At 52.5% G+C, this 17,514-nt stretch carries 15 protein-coding genes; 14 read left to right on the top strand and 1 reads right to left on the bottom strand.

Annotated elements, in window-relative coordinates; all coding sequences use genetic code 11:
* The first annotated feature begins 71 nt into the window (after positions 1 to 71).
* The 11 genes from F1E05_RS13435 to F1E05_RS13385 all read left to right on the top strand — a co-directional run bounded on the left by F1E05_RS13435 (position 72) and on the right by F1E05_RS13385 (position 12,894).
* The gene (locus F1E05_RS13435) at positions 72 to 728 is read left to right on the top strand and encodes a DUF2760 domain-containing protein (protein WP_150049271.1); all 657 of its coding nucleotides are present in this window, start codon (positions 72 to 74) and stop codon (positions 726 to 728) included.
* Positions 725 to 2,575 (top strand): Hsp70 family protein, encoded by a 1,851-nt coding sequence (locus F1E05_RS13430; protein WP_150049269.1) that lies wholly within the window; start codon positions 725 to 727, stop codon positions 2,573 to 2,575. Before F1E05_RS13435 ends, F1E05_RS13430 begins: the two co-directional genes overlap by 4 nt.
* Positions 2,576 to 2,693: 118 nt before the next feature.
* Positions 2,694 to 3,617: a branched-chain amino acid transaminase gene (locus F1E05_RS13425; protein ID WP_150051990.1), complete on the top strand. Its 924-nt coding sequence runs from the start codon at positions 2,694 to 2,696 to the stop codon at positions 3,615 to 3,617.
* Between the two features lie 54 nt (positions 3,618 to 3,671).
* On the top strand, positions 3,672 to 4,628 hold the full coding sequence (gene waaF / locus F1E05_RS13420) for a lipopolysaccharide heptosyltransferase II (protein WP_232056872.1): 957 nt from the start codon (positions 3,672 to 3,674) through the stop codon (positions 4,626 to 4,628).
* Between the two features lie 3 nt (positions 4,629 to 4,631).
* The gene (gene waaC / locus F1E05_RS13415) at positions 4,632 to 5,633 is read left to right on the top strand and encodes a lipopolysaccharide heptosyltransferase I (RefSeq protein WP_150049265.1); all 1,002 of its coding nucleotides are present in this window, start codon (positions 4,632 to 4,634) and stop codon (positions 5,631 to 5,633) included.
* 178 nt (positions 5,634 to 5,811) lie between these two features.
* Positions 5,812 to 6,333, top strand: a complete 522-nt coding sequence (locus tag F1E05_RS13410; RefSeq protein WP_150049263.1) for a PAS domain-containing protein — start codon at positions 5,812 to 5,814, stop codon at positions 6,331 to 6,333.
* Entirely contained in the window at positions 6,311 to 7,804 is a 1,494-nt protein-coding gene (locus F1E05_RS20755) for a methyl-accepting chemotaxis protein (protein ID WP_190303140.1), read from the top strand. Before F1E05_RS13410 ends, F1E05_RS20755 begins: the two co-directional genes overlap by 23 nt.
* A gap of 83 nt (positions 7,805 to 7,887) precedes the next feature.
* A complete protein-coding gene (locus F1E05_RS13400) occupies positions 7,888 to 8,178 on the top strand; it encodes a cupin domain-containing protein (protein WP_150049259.1) in 291 nt (96 codons plus the stop codon).
* A gap of 176 nt (positions 8,179 to 8,354) precedes the next feature.
* Entirely contained in the window at positions 8,355 to 9,554 is a 1,200-nt protein-coding gene (locus F1E05_RS13395; protein WP_150049257.1) for an efflux RND transporter periplasmic adaptor subunit, read from the top strand.
* On the top strand, positions 9,551 to 11,500 hold the full coding sequence (locus F1E05_RS13390; RefSeq protein ID WP_150049256.1) for a MacB family efflux pump subunit: 1,950 nt from the start codon (positions 9,551 to 9,553) through the stop codon (positions 11,498 to 11,500). Before F1E05_RS13395 ends, F1E05_RS13390 begins: the two co-directional genes overlap by 4 nt.
* Complete coding sequence (locus tag F1E05_RS13385) at positions 11,497 to 12,894, top strand: efflux transporter outer membrane subunit (protein ID WP_150049254.1); 1,398 nt, start codon at positions 11,497 to 11,499, stop codon at positions 12,892 to 12,894. The genes F1E05_RS13390 and F1E05_RS13385 overlap by 4 nt, the downstream gene beginning before the upstream one ends.
* Before the next feature lie 103 nt (positions 12,895 to 12,997).
* Here the strand turns inward: F1E05_RS13385 and F1E05_RS13380 are convergent, their stop codons facing one another.
* Positions 12,998 to 13,201 (bottom strand): hypothetical protein, encoded by a 204-nt coding sequence (locus F1E05_RS13380; protein WP_150049252.1) that lies wholly within the window; start codon positions 13,199 to 13,201, stop codon positions 12,998 to 13,000.
* Positions 13,202 to 13,973: 772 nt separating this feature from the next.
* On the opposite strand from F1E05_RS13380, the gene F1E05_RS13375 reads away from it, so the two are divergent.
* The 3 genes from F1E05_RS13375 (at position 13,974) to F1E05_RS13365 (ending at position 17,042) form a co-directional block, all read left to right on the top strand.
* Positions 13,974 to 14,747, top strand: a complete 774-nt coding sequence (locus F1E05_RS13375) for a hypothetical protein (RefSeq protein ID WP_150049250.1) — start codon at positions 13,974 to 13,976, stop codon at positions 14,745 to 14,747.
* An 18-nt stretch (positions 14,748 to 14,765) separates the two neighbouring features.
* Positions 14,766 to 16,379: a hypothetical protein gene (locus F1E05_RS13370; RefSeq protein ID WP_150049248.1), complete on the top strand. Its 1,614-nt coding sequence runs from the start codon at positions 14,766 to 14,768 to the stop codon at positions 16,377 to 16,379.
* A 63-nt stretch (positions 16,380 to 16,442) separates the two neighbouring features.
* A complete protein-coding gene (locus F1E05_RS13365) occupies positions 16,443 to 17,042 on the top strand; it encodes a hypothetical protein (RefSeq protein WP_150049246.1) in 600 nt (199 codons plus the stop codon).
* Positions 17,043 to 17,514: the final 472 nt, after the last annotated feature.

The raw sequence follows: 17,514 nt of genomic DNA, 5'->3' as shown, positions 1-17,514 counted from the left end.
TGCTACGCGAACCAAAATGAAGCGAGTCAAGCCGTTTGCTTTCGTCCCGGATTTCAAGTAATCAATTTCTAATGAATATTTATACCATTGACTTATCGTTACGCCCCACCACTTTTGACCTATGGCATGTTTGCTTGGCTGGAACGGTTTTGGCGTTGGCCTTGCTGCTAATTATCGTGTTGACTTCGGTAATACTGGGAATGCGCCGCTGTCGCAAAGCCGAACCCCGGGTGCTTCAAAACGTGCCCGCAGTAGCGCCGGAACCCGAAATAAAAATCGTCGAAAAAATAGTGGAGGTTGAAAAAATCGTGCAGGCGCCGGCACCGGAACCCGTCGTATTAAAAGAGGCGACCCCGGATGCCGCCTTGCAGCTTTTGGGTTTATTGCAGCAAGAAGCCCGTTTCATCGACTTTATTCACGAAGACGTCAGCGCCTATTCCGATGCCGATATTGGCGCTGCTGCGCGCGTAGTGCATCAAGGCTGTCACAAAACGATAAAAGAGCATTTCAGCATTATACCGGTGAGTAGCGATGCGGAAGGCAGTAGAGTGACCTTGCCTAAAGGTTTTGACGCCGCGAGTTACCGATTGACCGGGAATATAGTGGGCGAGGCGCCGTTCAGCGGTATGCTGGTGCATAAAGGTTGGCAAGTCAGCGATTTGCGTTTGCCGAAACTGACGGCAGGTCATAACGCCAAAATTATTGCGCCGGCGGAGGTCGAGCTATGAGCGAATTGAACCGTTATGCGGTCGGAATCGACTTAGGTACCACTCATTGCGTTCTATCGTATGTCGATTTGCATTGTCCCGACGATCAAATCGTGCTGGAAGTGCTGGCCATACCCCAGTTGACGAATCCCGGCGTTATCGAGGATAAGTTTCAACTTCCTTCGTTTACCTATTTGCCGCATAGCGCCGAAATCACCGAAGGCGCGACGGCCTTGCCGTGGTCGGCTTCTCCTGAATTGTTGGTCGGCGAAATCGCCCGCAATATGGGTAGCAGGACCCCAATTCGTTTGGTAGCGAGTGCCAAGAGTTGGCTATGCCACGCGGGAGTGGATTGCAAGCAAGCGATTTTGCCGGCCGATGCGCCGGAAGACGTGCAACGGATTTCGCCATTCGACGCCAGCAAAGCGTATTTGCAGCACATGCGGGATGCGTGGAACGACAAGTTTCCGGACTTTCGCCTAGAGCAGCAAGATTTGACCATTACCGTACCGGCGTCCTTCGATCCGGCGGCGCGCGAGTTGACGGTGGAAGCCGCTAGAGCAGTCGGGTTAGGGCAAGCCGTATTGTTGGAAGAACCTCAAGCGGCGCTGTATAGCTGGATAGAGAAGAGCGAAGGCGATTGGCGCAATCACGTCAAAGTCGGCGACGTGATTTTAGTCGTCGATATTGGCGGTGGGACTACCGACTTGTCGCTGATTGCAGTGACCGAGCAAGACGGAAATTTGCAACTTAACAGGATTGCGGTCGGCGATCACATTCTATTGGGTGGCGATAACATGGACTTGGCTTTGGCCTATACCGTTAAAGCCAAATTGGAACAAGACAGCGGCAAGCGTCTGGAAAATTGGCAAATTCAGGCGTTAACCCACGGTTGCCGCGAAGCCAAAGAAAAGTTATTTAACCAGCCGGATTTAACCGGTATGCCGTTGGTGGTAGCCGGTCGCGGATCCTCACTGATCGGCGGCACTTTGCGTACCGAGTTGACCCGCGACGAGTTAAATCGCGTGTTAGTTGAGGGGTTTCTGCCGAAAACGTCAGTCGGCGAAAAGCCTGTCGTCAGGCCGCGTAGCGGCTTGCGCTCGGTCGGTTTGCCTTATGCGCAAGATGCCGGAATCACGCGTCATCTGGCGGCGTTTTTGACGAAACAGAAGGAGGCAACCGGCAGTTTTTCCGGTATGTCTAACCACGAACGAGCGAGTTTTCTGCATCCGACAGCAATCTTGTTCAACGGTGGGGTGTTGAAAGCCGGTGTGTTGGCCGAACGATTGCTGGAAATTTTGAATGGCTGGTTGTTAAGCGAGCAGGCAGGCGAAGCGCGCTTGCTACCGGGGGCCGATCTGGATCTAGCGGTCGCGCGCGGTGCGGCTTATTACGGTTTCGTGCGTAAAGGCAAAGGCGTCAGAATTAAAGGCGGTACCGCCGCCGCTTATTACGTAGGGGTGGAAAGCGCGATGCCGGCCGTACCGGGCCTAGCGCCGGAGCTCGAAGCGCTATGTATCGCGCCGTTCGGTATGGAAGAAGGTAGCGAACAAGCTCTGCCGGGCGAGGAGTTCGGTTTGATTATCGGCGAACCGGTGCGATTTCGATTTTTCGGTTCTAAAACCCGACGGGAGGACGTCGCCGGTATCCGGCTGGAGACGTGGGCCGACGATGCATTGGAAGAATTGGACGAAATCGAGATTACCTTGCCCGAGGAAGGCCGTGCACCCGGCGAGATCGTGCCTGTCTATTTATCCTCGGCGGTTACAGAAGTGGGTACTCTGGAATTGAAAGCCGTGTCGCATCGCGACGGTAAACGTTGGAAAATTGAATTCGACGTCAGGGCCGGAGAGAGCGAAACGGTTTAACGACGCTACGACTGATTGCGCCTACAGGCGGACCGGGCTCTGGTGTACAATTCGCCGTAACGGCACGGGCCGATTTTCCGACAACACACTAAAAGAATTGTGCAGGTTTAAAAAGATGATAACGATGGATGATAGAGACGGTTGGATTTGGCTGGATGGGGAATGGGTGGCTTGGCGCGATGCTAAAGTTCACGTTCTGACCCACACCCTGCATTACGGTTGCGGTGTGTTCGAAGGATTGCGCGCATACAAAACCGACGCGGGTACGGCGATTTTCAAACTGGCGGAACATACCGACCGTTTGTATCGATCCGCGCATATCATGAATATGAAAATGCCGTTTTCCAAGCAGGAAATCAATCAAGCCCATCGGGATGCGGTTGCCAAAAATGCTTTAGACAGCGCTTATATCCGCAGCATGGTGTTCTTCGGCTCCGAAGGCATGGGATTGCGCGCCGACAATCTGAAAGTGCACGTGATGGTTGCGGCCTGGACTTGGGGCGCTTACCTGGGTGCGGAAAACATGGAGAAGGGTATCCGTATCCGCACTTCGTCCTACACCCGCAACCATGTCAACAGCACGATGTGCAAAGCCAAGGCCAACGGCAATTACATTAATTCGATCCTGGCTCTGCAGGAAGCCCTGTCTACCGGTTACGACGAAGCGCTGCTGTTGGATCACGAGGGCTTTTGCGCCGAGGGTAGTGGCGAGAACCTGTTCATTGTCCGAAACGGCAAACTGTATACGCCGGAAACGACTTCGGCGCTGGAAGGAATCACCCGCGACACCTTGATCACCATCGCCCGCGAACAAGGCTACGAGGTGATAGAAAAACGGATTACCAGGGACGAGGTATACGTAGCCGACGAAGCCTTTTTTACCGGTTCAGCCGCCGAGGTTACTCCGATTCGCCAATACGACAATCGGGACATAGGTTCGGGCAGCCGCGGGCCGATTACCGAAAAACTGCAAAGCTTGTATTTCGATTATGTACACGGTCGCCGCGCCGACCACAGGGAATGGCTCACCTTAGTCTCCTAAGTTGTGCTGTCCGCTGAAAACTTCTTGATCGTCGGCCCGTCTTGGGTCGGCGACATGGTGATGGCGCAAAGCCTATTCATTACCCTCAAACAACACTATCCCGCTTGTACGATAGACGTGCTGGCACCGGGCTGGTCTTTGCCTTTGCTGCAACGTATGCCGGAAGTGCGACGGGGCATCGCGATGCCGGTCGGCCACGGCCGATTCGGTCTGGCGGAACGATGGCGATTGGGCCGGGCGCTACGCGGACAATACGGGCGTGCGCTGGTGCTGCCTAATTCGTGGAAATCCGCACTGCTGCCTTTTTTTGCCGAGATAGACCGCCGGACCGGTTTCTTTGGCGAATGGCGCTATGGCTTGTTAAACGATGTTAGACGTTTAGACAGACAGCATTTGCCGCAAACGGTACAACGATTTGTAACCTTGGGGCTGGAAAAGCCTCAAGCCGGTCCTCCTGCCTGCCCGCAACCTAAACTAGTTGTCAGCGCCGAGCAAAAACAAGCCGCCGCAACAAAATATGCCGTCGATATCGGCAATCCTGTCGTGGCGCTTTGTCCGGGCGCCGAATACGGGCCGGCCAAGCGTTGGCCGGTCGAGCATTTTGCCCAATTAGGCCGGTGCTTGGCGGCGCGCGGCTGGCAAGTCTGGCTGTTCGGTTCGGAAAAGGATGCGGCGATTGCCGGAAAAATCAATGCATTGTCCGGGCAGTCGTTCAGCAATTTCGCGGGAAAAACCAGTTTAGCGGACGCCGTCGATTTGATGTCGTTAGCCGACGTTGTGGTTAGCAATGATTCCGGCTTGATGCACGTTGCCGCGGCTTTAGATAAAAAACTGGTAGCGCTGTACGGTTCATCCGATCCCGGTTTTACCCCGCCGTTGCATCCTGCCGCACGGATCGTCCGCTTAGGCTTGGAATGCTCGCCCTGTTTCAGGCGGGAATGTCCGCTAGGTCATACCCATTGTTTGACCGAAATTTCGCCCGATCAGGTCCTTCAAGCCATGGACGCCTAATGCATGAAAGTGGCGATCGTTAAACTGTCGGCGTTAGGCGACATCGTACACGCGATGGTGGCCTTGCAATTTGTCAAAGCGACCTACCCGGACACCGAAATCGACTGGCTGGTTGAACATCGTTTTGCCTGCTTGCCGGCCAACAACCCGCAGATCAACCGCATCTTGCCGGTCAATTTAAAAGCGTTAAAGCGCGATAAATCGGGTTTCTTTGCCGAATTGCGCACCCTCAATGCCTACCGCGAGCATCGCTACGATTGGGTCATAGACGCCCAAGGTCTGATTAAATCCGCCATCGTTGCCCGCTGGCTGTCGGCTAACTGTATCGGATTCGATAGCCGCTCGATCAGGGAAGCATGGGCGGCTAGCTTGTATCGGCAACATGTCGCTTGCCCTTACGACGCCAACACCATAGACCGTAATGTCAAAGTGATAGGCGCCTTGTTCGGTCTGGATATCTCGCCGCAGCAAATCATCGACAAACAGCCGTTTTTGTTTTTCGAGCCCGCTAGCGTCGATTTAACCGGCTATTTCGATAAATTTAGAGTCAATGTGTTGCTGGTCGTTGGTTCGACCTGGCCTAGCCGCAATTATCCGCCCGAACGGTTTTTAAGCGTGATCGCCGGCTTGAGCGATGCCAACATATTGATCGTCAGAGGCAACCCGGAGGAAGAAAAGACGGCCGGTTGGCTGGCCGAGCGTAGCGGCGCGCGCGTGTTGCCAAGCCTGAATTTGAACGACTTAAAAGCGGCAATCGCGCGAGCCGATTTAGTGATAGGCAACGATACCGGACCTACCCACATGGCTTGGGGCTTGAATCGGCCGTCGCTGACTCTGTTCGGGCCTACCCCGGTGAGCCGCGTTTACCAAACTCGCATCAACCGGGTGTTGAAATCCCCCTCTAAAGTAAATCCTTTCAAACTGGATAAAAACGATTTTTCCATCGGCTTAATAGAGCCCGATCAAGTAATAGCGTTGGCCCGGCAGCTGCTTGCCGGCGGCTAAAGCGCTCCCAAGCCGTCCCGCGCCTCAACTCTAACGCACGTATCAGCCCGGCGGCCTGTGGAAATTAGGCTACTATTTCTACCGATATGTACCTAGCGTTGCGGGCAAAAAGATAGGGTATGCGAGGTACTTAGCTTTTACCGGGTCAATTCGACGGGTTGACTGTCTTGGGAGGTTTATGAGCAACAAGGCCTTGCCCAATTCGCACGAGCTGGTGCTACGCGAAGAGGATTTTATCGTCAGCAAAACCGATGCAGTCGGTCGGTTAACCTATTGCAATCCGGTATTTATCGAGTTTTCCGGTTACACCGAAGCGGAGTTGTTGGGGCAACAGCATAACGTCATCAGGCATCCGGACATGCCGCGCACTATTTTCGCGTTGCTCTGGCAAACCATACGCAACGGCGAAGAATTCATCGGCTATGTTAAAAACATGTCCAAAGACGGTTCTTACTACTGGGTGTTAGCTACGGTAACTCCCACATTTAAGCCAAATAGTCAGGAAATCATCGGTTATTTTTCAGTACGGCGCAAACCGCTTAACGCCAAGATTGCCAATATCGAACCCTTGTACCTCGCAATGCTGGCCGCAGAACAACATGCAGGTCGACTGGATGCAATCGCCGCCGGAAATGCTGTGTTGCAAGCAGCTTTGGAAGCTGAAGGCAAGGATTATCGTGAATACATACTTACGCTTTAACAGCCAAAATACCATAAGAATTTGCTTGGGTTTGCTAGTCGTGCAAACCGGCGCGGCTGCTTACCGATACGAAATCAATGCTTGGCAATTTATCCCGCTCTGTTTGGCGTTGCTGGCTTATGCCGGTTTCCAACGCCAAACCCGCTTGGAATTGAACTTGATCAAATCCTTATTCACCTTAGCCAACGGCATTGCCAAGGGTAAGCTGGAATACCGGATAAGTCACGTGCCGCCGGATGCCGATTTGGCCCGGCTGGCTTGGAATTTCAATACCGCCTTAGACCAAGTGGAAACCTATATGCGCGAGACCGCCAGTTGTTTTGCGGCCACCGAACGGCAGCAGTATTACCGCAAGCCTCAATATCTCGGGATGAAAGGCGCATTCGCCGAGAATCTGCGTTACATCGATGCGTCGTTAAGAACGATAGAATCGGATGCCCGTGGAAAAATGCAGGAAAGTTTGTTTGCGCAGTTAGGGCAAATGAAAACCGAGAATCTATTATCCAGCTTGCAGCGTACGGAACGAGATTTATCGATCATCACCACTCAAATGCGGCAGGTGGAAACCACCAATCAAACCGCCGCCGACATCGTGTCTAAAAGCGGTGTGGCGTTGGGTAGCGTGATCCAAAAGTTGACTAAGATCATCGACACCATGGAATCGTTAAAATCCTCTTCGCTGGCGTTAAGGCAAAGTAGCAAAGACATTAGCGAAGTTACCACCTTGATTGCCAAAATCGCCGAACAAACCAATTTATTAGCGCTTAACGCGGCTATCGAAGCGGCACGCGCCGGCGAACACGGTCGTGGGTTCGCTGTAGTGGCCGATGAGGTACGCCGTCTTGCCGAAAACACCAAGCAGGCCACCGGGCAAATTCACAACGCGATGGCACGTTTTAGCGTCGTCAGTACCGAAATTGTAGAGGGTACCGTCGGTATGGCCGATATGACCGAAGAGTCCAAAGTTGCGGTGAGCGAATTCGAAAAAAACATTCACCAAGTCAGCGGGATCGTATTGGATACCTACGGGAAAGTCGCCTACACGCAAATGGTGGGCGAAGTGGCTTTAGCCAAGGTCAATCAGATGATTTACGTACAGCAAGGCTACCGGGCCATGGAAATGGGGGCGCATTCCAGCGCGGCCGAAACGGTGATGGTCGATCACTTTCATTGCAAGTTGGGCATTTGGTATCACACCGGCGTCGGGGCCAGCCAATACGGACATTTGCCGTCCTATGTCAAAATCGATGCCCCACATAAAAAGACCCACGAAAACATGTTTTCCGCGGTCGAAAAATTGTCCAAAAATTGGCAAACTTCGCTACAACTGCAGGCTGAAATCGTCGAAAACTTCCGGGCTATCGAGCTGAGTAGTTTGGAAGTGGCCACGCTGCTGGATAGAATCGTGGAGGAAAAAAAGCAGTTCGAATCCGGCGTGAGTAGAAACGACGGCGAAGTGGACTTATTTTAACGGCCGATCTCCGGCGTAAGCCTTGGAGCGCAAGCGGCTTGAGTGCTACCATGTCGCTTCCGTTAATTTTTGCGTTCAATAACATGAGTCAAATTAAAATCGAGCACAACCCCAGCCAGGAAAGATTAGAAGAACTTGGCGTATCCAATTGGGAAATTTGGGAAAAAGAAGTATCCCAATTTCCTATCGATTTCGACGAAACCGAATGCGCTTACGTATTGGAAGGAGAAATTTTGGTGACTCCGGCCGGCGGAGAGCCGGTACGCATTTTGCCGGGCGATTTGGTGGTCTTTCCGGCCGGTTTGGAAAGCCAATGGGAAGTCGTCAAACCGTTACGCAAACACTATAGCTACGATTATCCGGACGGAATTTAACGCCGCCCTTATTCCACTAAGGCATCGATTCGATGCCTTTTTCAGTTTTTCCCAATGCGGATGAAGGTATGGCAATTCCCCTGTCCGATCAAAAGCATTGACGGGGGGAGAGATGCCATCGTCGCGCTTCGACAGGCTGTTCGCGACGTCGCCCCCACCAGGACTTTCACCAAAATATGCCAGGCCGTCCATTGTTGAAATTAGCTTCACGCGCAGCCGCTTGGCTAGTGTTGCCGATACTTGCGCTCGCGGCGGTCGTCGCTGTTTTTTCCGGCAGCGGCGATAACGCAAAGCAAACTCAAGATAGCGTAGAAGTGATCGTCGGCGATATCGAAGAAAACGTCACTGCGCAAGGCAAGCTGGAGCCGAAAGAATACGTCGACGTCGGTGCGCAAGTCACCGGCCAGTTGCACCGGTTATACGTAGACATTGGCGACAATGTCAGGGCCGGTCAATTGTTGGCGGAAATCGATCCCCGCGTTTATGCGGCCAGGGTACAGGCCGACGAAGCCAACATTAAAAACTTGAAAGCCCAGTTAGCCGGTCAGCAAGCCCAGGTGATATTCGCTAGACAGCAGTTTGAACGGAACCGGGAGCTGATCGCCGGCGACGGAGTCAGTCTGCAAGATTACCAAAATAGCGAATTTAACCTAAAAAACGCCCTCGCCACCGCACAAGCCATTGAAGCGCAAATCGAACAAGTGCAATCGACCTTAAACGGCGACCTCACCAACCTCGGCTTTACCAAAATCTTTGCGCCGATGGACGGTACCGTCGTCAGTCGCACGGCGCGTTTGGGACAAACCCTGAACGCCAATCAAACCACGCCGCTGATCATGCAGTTGGCAAAATTGGATGCAATGACCGTGCGCGCGCAAGTGGCGGAGGCCGATGTCATGCGGCTACGGCCGGACATGGCCGTGTATTTCACCACCTTAGGCGCCGGTGAGAGGCGTTGGTACGGCAAGATAAGGCAAATACTGCCGTCTCCCGAAATCGTCAATAATGTGGTGTTGTACAACGTGCTGGTGGATGTGGACAACAAAGACCGGCAATTGATGTCCGGTATGAGCACCCAAATGTTTTTTCTGCTGGCAAGCGTCCGGCAAGCGACCTTAATTCCCTTGTCCGCTCTCGGACAGCGTGTGCCCGAAGCCGACCGGCAAGGCGGAAAGGCTTACCGGATCAAACGGCTGACCGCGCAAGGCGCGGAGGAAAAAATCGTGCATATCGGTTTGCGCAATCGGCGTTACGCGCAAGTGCTGGAGGGCGTGCAGGCCGGCGATCAATTATCGGTATGGTCCTTGCCCGGACAGAAGCGCAACGGCAAGAAAACATCCGACGCATTCGCACTGCCCGGCGCAGCACGCTTATGAGCTCTGAAACGATAGAGATTCCTTTATTGCAATTGCGAGAAGTCAGGCGCCAATACCTGTCCGGCGATACCCTGGTAACGGCGTTGGGCGGGGTATCTTTGAGCATCTGGCCGGGCGAATTCGTCGCCATCGTCGGCCAATCCGGTTCCGGAAAGTCGACCTTGATGAATCTGATCGGCTGTTTGGACCGCGCCGATCAAGGCAGTTACCGGATTGCCGGGCGCCCGGTCGAGGCTTTGAATGCCGATCAGCTGGCGGCGTTGCGGCGAGAAACTTTCGGTTTCGTGTTTCAGCGCTACAATCTGTTGACGACCGCCACTGCGGCGGAAAACGTACAAATTCCGGCCTTGTACGCAGGCCAAAGCAAACTGCTACGGCAAGCCCGCGCCATGCAATTGCTGCAACAACTGGGACTGGCCGAGCGTTCCGGCCACAAACCCATGCAATTATCGGGCGGCCAGCAACAAAGAGTCGCTATCGCTCGCGCATTGATGAACGATCCGCCGGTGATTCTGGCCGACGAGCCTACCGGAGCGCTGGATAGCCGTAGCGGCCTGGAGGTGATGGATTTGTTGCGTCGCCTGCACGCGCAAGGCCGCACCATTTTACTAATCACCCACGACGAACAGTTAGCGCAGTACGCCCAGCGCATGATTCACATTCGTGACGGCCTCATCGTCGCCGATTCCGGCCGCCGTCAAGCTAAACCGGCAACCGCGGCCGGGCGAGAAGTGACGCCTGATGCGTTCGATATTTTGGAAGAATTGCAGGAAGCCGGTACCAGCGCGTTGCGCGCGCTAAGAGCCAATTTGTTTCGTACCGCTTTGACTTTACTGGGGATAGTGATCGGAGTGGCCGCGGTCGTGACCATGATGGCGGTTGGCGAGGGCAGCCGTCAGCAGGTGATGGCGCAAATGACGGCGATGGGAACCAACATTTTAACCATACGGCCTGGAGCGCCGGCTTTGCGCACTAGTTCCGACATCGCCACCTTAACGCCGGAGGACGCCGAAGCCATAGAAGAACTGGACAACGTCGCGTGGGCCTTGCCGGAACGTAGCGCCCGCATGACCTTGCGGGTCGGTAACGTCGATTATGCCAGCAGCGTACAAGGCGTGGCGCCCAGCATGCCGCAAGTGCGCGATTGGCCCTTGGCACGCGGCAACTTTTTCAGCGACGAAGACATGCAACGCTATTCCCCGGTCGTGGTGTTGGGACAAACCGTGCTGGAACTGCTATTTCCGGACGGCAGCGATCCGATAGGGCGTTACCTGCTGATTCAAAACATTCCGTTCGAAATCATCGGTGTTCTGGGTCCGAAGGGCGCGTCGCCGGTAGGCACGGACCGCGACGATGCGGTGTTCGTACCCTTGACGACCGGTTTGATCCGTTTATTCGGCCGCAATTATCTGAACGGCATATCCGTGCGGGTGACGGATGTGACCCACATAGACGACACCGAGCAGGCGATCAAAGCCTTATTGCTGGCCAGGCATCAGACCGAAGACTTTCGCATCCGCAATATGTCATCCATCTTGGATTCCGCCGAAGAAACGCAAAGCACTATCACCGTCATGCTGGGCATCGTCGCGGCCGCCTCCTTACTGGTCGGCGGCATAGGGGTGATGAACATCATGCTGGTCAGCGTGACCGAACGCACCCGCGAAATCGGCATTCGTATGGCAGCAGGTGCGCGCCGCCGCGATATTTTGCTGCAATTCGTCACCGAAGCCACCGTGGTTTGCACCTTGGGCGGGGTGGCCGGCGTGGTTGTCGGGATTGCGTGCACCAGCGTGTTGCATCGCTTCGAAATGGCCGTCGTGTTTTCGCCGTTTCCGGCCGTATTGGCTTTTTCCAGCGCGTTCTGCACCGGATTGTTATTCGGCTTCCTGCCGGCGCGCAAAGCGGCCAATTTAGATCCCGTCATGGCGCTGGCCGCCGAATGAGTTTGCGCAACTTTCTTTATCTGGTTGCGCTGAGTGGGCTGTCGGCCGCTTGCCGCCTGACGCCGCCTTTTGAAGCGCCGCAAGCCGATGTGCCGGAAGCTTGGCACTACGCGCAAAATGACGCGGCCGCACTGCTCGATCCCGGCTGGTGGCGAGCTTTCGCCGACCCGGAACTGGAAGCCCTGATAAGCCACGCGCTGGCATATAACAACGATTTGGCCGCCGCAACCCGGCGCGTAGAGCAGGCGAGGGCGCAAGCCAAACTGGCAGGCGCCGATTTACTGCCAGGCATCGGCACTACCGCCTCGCTGACGGACAGACATAACGATGCCGGCGATACTCAGCGTAAATTCGCGCAAATTTCCATTGCCTACGAAGTGGATTTGTGGGGCGCTAATCGCGCCAAGCGGGATGCGGGCCGGGCAAGATGGCTCAGCACAATCTTTGCGCGCGATGCTTTACGCTTGGTAGTCAGCGCCGACGTGGCGCAAGTTTATTTCAACGTGTTGGCTTCAGCCGAGCAAATCCGCATTGCCGAGCGTTTTTTGGTCAATACCGAGCAGACCCTGAGCATAGTAACGGCCCGCTTTAAAGCCGGCGCAGTATCGAATTTGGACGTGGCGCAACAACAAAGCTTGCGCGCCAACGCTCAGGCGGATTTAGAACGGCTTAAACAACAAAAAGCCTTGGCGGATAACGCGCTCAGTATTTTGTTGGGCGACAAACCGCAAGCACAAGGCGGTGCGGCAACATTCACCGGCCTGCAAATTCCGGCGATTACGGCCTTGCAACCGTCTGAGTTGCTGCAGCGTAGGCCGGACGTCAAACAAATCGAAGGGCAATTGCAGGCGGCCCACGCCGACGTCGCAATCGCCCGAGCGGCCTTTTATCCCAAATTGCAGCTGAGCCTGGACGGGGTGTTGGCCAATCCGCAGCCGGCCGGCGTGCTGGTTTCGATGGCGGCCGCGCTACTGCAGCCGATTTATCAGGGCGGACGCTTGGAAGGCGCGTTAGCGAACGCGCGTGCCCGCCACGCCGAGCTGGTGGAAATTTGGCAGCAGACCTTGCTGACCGCCTTCAAAGAGGTGGAAGACGCCGCGGCCGTGCGCCAATATTCCGGCCTGCGGCAAACCGCCTTGCAGCAAGCGGTCGGCCAAGCCGAATTGGCGTATCGCATCGCCGATGCCCGCTACCGGGCCGGAGCGATTGAGTTTCAAGCCCTATTGACCGCGCAACGCGACGTATTCACTGCCCAAACCCATCAGGTGCAAGCCCGTTTAGACGTATTGAACGCCAGCGTGCAGCTTTTCAAAGCCCTGGGCGGCGGCTGGCAGCCGGCATCGGCGCAACTGCCGGGCGAATCGGCGTTGAATGGGTATCAGCCGGGATCATGAAGCCGGTAACGCCTCTCGGGCAATGGCAAGCCGTGCGCGGCTAGTCGCGCCGGCCCCGCTTTCACGAAGACTTCATAGCGGGCAATCCTGCGACTTTACTAAGTTAGACAACCGAAGTTTGCCGCTTGAAAATGCCCGTCATGAAACGCCAACGGGCATTTACTGCCGGATCACTGCATAAGCCAATATCGATACGGATGGAATCCGCTGCTTGATAAAACGATAGCGCCAACTCGGCAGCATTTAGCTGAAAAGTAACCAAGATAAAACCTAGACAGGTTTTGTCTTGCCGGCTTGTCGCTGCCATTTTACCTGCCAATTTTGGCGTGACAGACTGACGAATTTGTCACTTGCCACACTGAACGGATAAAACTGCTCACGACAAGCCAATGATTGATAGGCGCTTAGCCTAGTGGCCTAAATCATGCTCTAACTGGCAGAATTAAAAATTAAAAGCCGTAGAATTCAACCGGCATGGCCCGAACATACAAAAGACCGAAAACCGATCCCAATGGTCACAATCGATTTCACAACACGCAACAGGATAACAAGATGAGTTTTGTAAACGAAAAGATCCCGGAAGCCGATTTAAAACGTATTGATGTCAACCCGATAAGGTGCGCTTATAGGCTGCTGCCGACGTTAGGAGACGCATTGTTCGAGTAGCTAAAAGCATAGCCTTATACACAAGTCGGCACTACAAGAACTAAACCAATCCCAAGCCATTGATCTTGTGTTGGCTTGCGGCGGACTCAATCGGATTTTACCGATTGATGAAGCCTTGATTCCTTTGGTCTTGGTGACTTGTGTATAACGAGATGAGCTAAAAGCCGTGACCGAATAAACGTCTATCAACAAATCAATAGGTATTTTTGCTCTCTATCGCTGATAGACACAAACCTTGACTGAAAACAATACATGCGAACTTTTTGCAAAGCGCTTAGCGATTAATCGACTTGACTAAATATATTAAACGGATAATTAACTAAATATATCGGTAAGCAGTGCTATGGATTGGCCAAGTAAGATTTTTTATTCATACGTAAAATAAGATATTTACGATTAAAATTTAGAAAATTATGGGCGACTTTATATTAAAATTATCGAGTAACACTAGTTATATTTATACTGGTATCAATAGCATCCTGTCCGTGTATGTAATCGGGTTTCGAAGAACAATGATCTGCGTCGCATGTTTGTGCTTATTATTAGCGGGATGTGGCGAAGAATTACTAAATATGGAGCAGGCTAGGAACCGGCACTACGCTGTCCGGGTGGAAAATGTCGATTTCGACGTGCCGCTGCTTTACCACCCCTTGGAAGGCCGCTTCGACAAAGGCTGGGAGCCGCCGCAAACCGAACGGGAAACCATCGATGCGATCCGCATCAAGGCATTGTTGCCAGATATGGAGATGTATAACGAAAAAACGGCGAACGAATTTAAAACACCCGGCTGGAGCAGAAAAGTCATGATCATGATGACGCATTACCGAGTTAACTGGCCGTATTACTTTGATGGCGCTTATAAACGTTTGATCAAATTGCCGGAACATCCGCTGGTGCCGGGCATGTTTCATTATCGCGATCCTAAGAGCGATATGAAGGATATCTATCTAAGCCACGACAAGCCGGTTCGAGATTTAACAGAAATGAGATGCGAAAATCCCGAACTGGACCCAGAACCCGCGCCATCGCCCTCTTGTAAAGTCACTACGATTTACCGAGGACAATTTCAGCTCGATTACGCTTTCTCGCTAGCTTATTTATCGCAATGGCGCGAAATAGACCAAAAAATCAAAGCCTTGCTCGACAGTTTCATTTCTGCTGAATCCAAAAACCAACCACAAATTTAAGACAAAAGGAGTTTTTTCATGACCATCGAATCTTCCGTATTAATCCCAAGTACCCTTCCGCAAGCAGCTGTGGCCGAAGCCAGAGCCTATTTCGATCAAGGCCAATATGCCTCGGCCTGGGATGCCTTGGCGCGCGGCGGCGACCGTTACGCGGACAACGCAGCCGGCGTGCTTGGCCGGGGCGGAGATGCCGCCGATTATTTTTTTCAAAAACTGGTGCAGCACTGGTGGGATTATAACGAACCGGGTGCCTACGAGACTAAATTCGACGCTGTCGCGCATGATCATTTGGACAATTATCTGACACAAGTTGAGAGAGGTTACCTTCCCGATACCCAGTTTATTCTCAACAGCTATGAACAAGCGTTACGAGATAATCAATTGAGCGCCAGTATCGCGTTCGACGGAGCCTGGGCTAAAGCCGTACCCGGCGATGTCTTCGACGGCACTTGGGGTATCCCGTTTTTGGGTATGGAATTGGACCGGTTAACCACTAGCGAATCCCATAATAACCTGACCCAAGGTGAGGCGGCGGCGCTGATCGGAAACGCCATGACAGAGGCGCTCTATGACGTCTCGAAACAAGGATTTATGGCTTCCGGTGAATTCGTTACCGCCATGATCGGTCGATTCGGCGAAGGTGTTGGCGATTACTTTAGAGATATACAAAATAAAGAGTTTTTGTTTTTATTTGATCATCCAGAAATCTTAAAGTTACCCGTTAGTTTATTGGTTTCATCCTTATTCATCACAGCCACCGTTATCCAACCTCGCCGCGATCCTTTAACGTTAGATTTGGACGGCGATGGCCTGGAAACCACCGGCATCGACACCGCCAACCCCGTTTACTTCGACCACGACGCCGACGGAATAAAAACCTCCACCGGCTGGGTGGGTGCGAATGATGGATTTCTGGTATTAGACAAAAATGGCAACGGTACCATAGATAACGGCCGCGAATTATTCGGCGACGCCTATTTAAAAAGTAATGGGCAACTGGCCTCCGACGGATTTGATGCGCTAAGCGATCTGGATAGCAACGCCGACGGTGTGGTCGACGCTAATGATGCCCGCTTTGCCGACTTGCGCGTTTGGCGGGATTTGAATCAAGACGGTGTCAGCCAAGGCAACGAGTTGTTTTCGCTAAGCGGCTTGGGCATAGCGGCTGTTAATGTTCAAAGCACTGAGCACAATCAAACCTTAGCCAATGGAAACCAAGTAGCCGATCTTGGCACCTTCGTTAAAACCGATGGCAGCAGCGGAACTCTGGGCGAGGTCAGTGGCAACTTGGGAGATGTCAACCTGGTGCAGGATACCTTCCACAGCCTATTTGCCGATACGCTGGACACCACCGGCTTCGAAACTCTGCCCGACGTGCAATACGCCGGCCAAGTGCGCAGACTGCGCGAAGCCGCCACCCTGTCGCCGGCTTTGGCGCAACTGTTGACCGACTTTGCCGCCGCCGACCGCACAGGCCAATGCGTCTTGCTGGAGCCGATCATCAAAGCCTGGAGCGACACCAGCACCCTGGCCGACAAACTGACCATCCTGGAACACTTCAACGACCGCACTTTCAATGCCGTGCCGGCTGGAGCGGCGGCAAATGATAGAACATGGGGTATGGCGGCATGAAAAATCCAACAAAATGTATTAATACAAGATCTGGTGCAGCTCATTTATTTATGGGATCAATTTATGATTGAAAGAATTTTTGCCCGCTGGCTGAGGAAAAAAATTGCTGATCGACAGATACAAAATTATTCAACTAGCAATACCAGTTTCTATAACTTATTCATATCATGGTTGCTTGGTGCATGGTTTTGTTTAGGTCTTCTTATAAGCTATATAACCTACGAATACGGGATGGATTCATCCCAATGTGATTTATGCAATCGAATAGTTGAAATCTTTCCTACCATAGACGTTGCGGCTAAAAAATCCGATTTTCCGAATGTAATGAGAATTATCTGGTTGTATATGACCATCACCACACCGCCTGTTGCGCTGGCATTAATCGTAACGTCACCATTTATACCTTACGACCAAGATCCTAAAACTTCTTTTAAGAAATTAGTTATGAGTTGGTTGTTTTGTGCGTCAATATTATTGATAGCTTATGTCTTCATATTTGTATGGGGTGGGCCTGTATCCGCTAATTCAAAAACCAAAACGGCAAGAATTTTTATGCATACAATATATGGTGGATATTTCTTTAGTTTTTCTGCCTTTGCTATGCCTCCATTAAGCTTATGGATTTTAATTTATCAACACATTAATTTTTTCTCCAATAAATAAGAGGTTTCCATGGAAAATGATCAAAGTTTATTTACGGAATATGCACTAAACGCTGCAGGCTTTATTGCTAAAGACCTTGAAGAGTTTGGATCGCAGCTAGTTACGCGAAACTTAACCGAATATGAAAAAATAGAAGCGACAATAGTCCGATTGACCGATCAAATCGAACGTAATCAGGCTTTGGCACAGGCGTATTTACAGAAGGCCGTGACTGAAATAGGACAAGACAGCAAAGCCGCTAAAATGCTGACTGAGACTGCATTGCAGCAAACACAAGTCGTCAATTGGCTAAAAGGACTCAGTCAAGACGCGATTCAAACAGCTTCGACGCTTGAAACAAGCCTAATAGATGGTAAGACTTTAAAAATTATTGGAGAAGCAGGCGGGGCATTTTTAGATGCTACGCAAATTATCGTCAAACTAGCGCAAGGCGATAATACCGGTGTGATCGATGATGCTGCCGGAATGCTTG

The sequence above is a fragment of the Methylomonas rhizoryzae genome, from assembly GCF_008632455.1.
GTDB classification, from domain to species: domain Bacteria; phylum Pseudomonadota; class Gammaproteobacteria; order Methylococcales; family Methylomonadaceae; genus Methylomonas; species Methylomonas rhizoryzae.
This window is presented reverse-complemented; position numbering and strand designations above follow the sequence as displayed.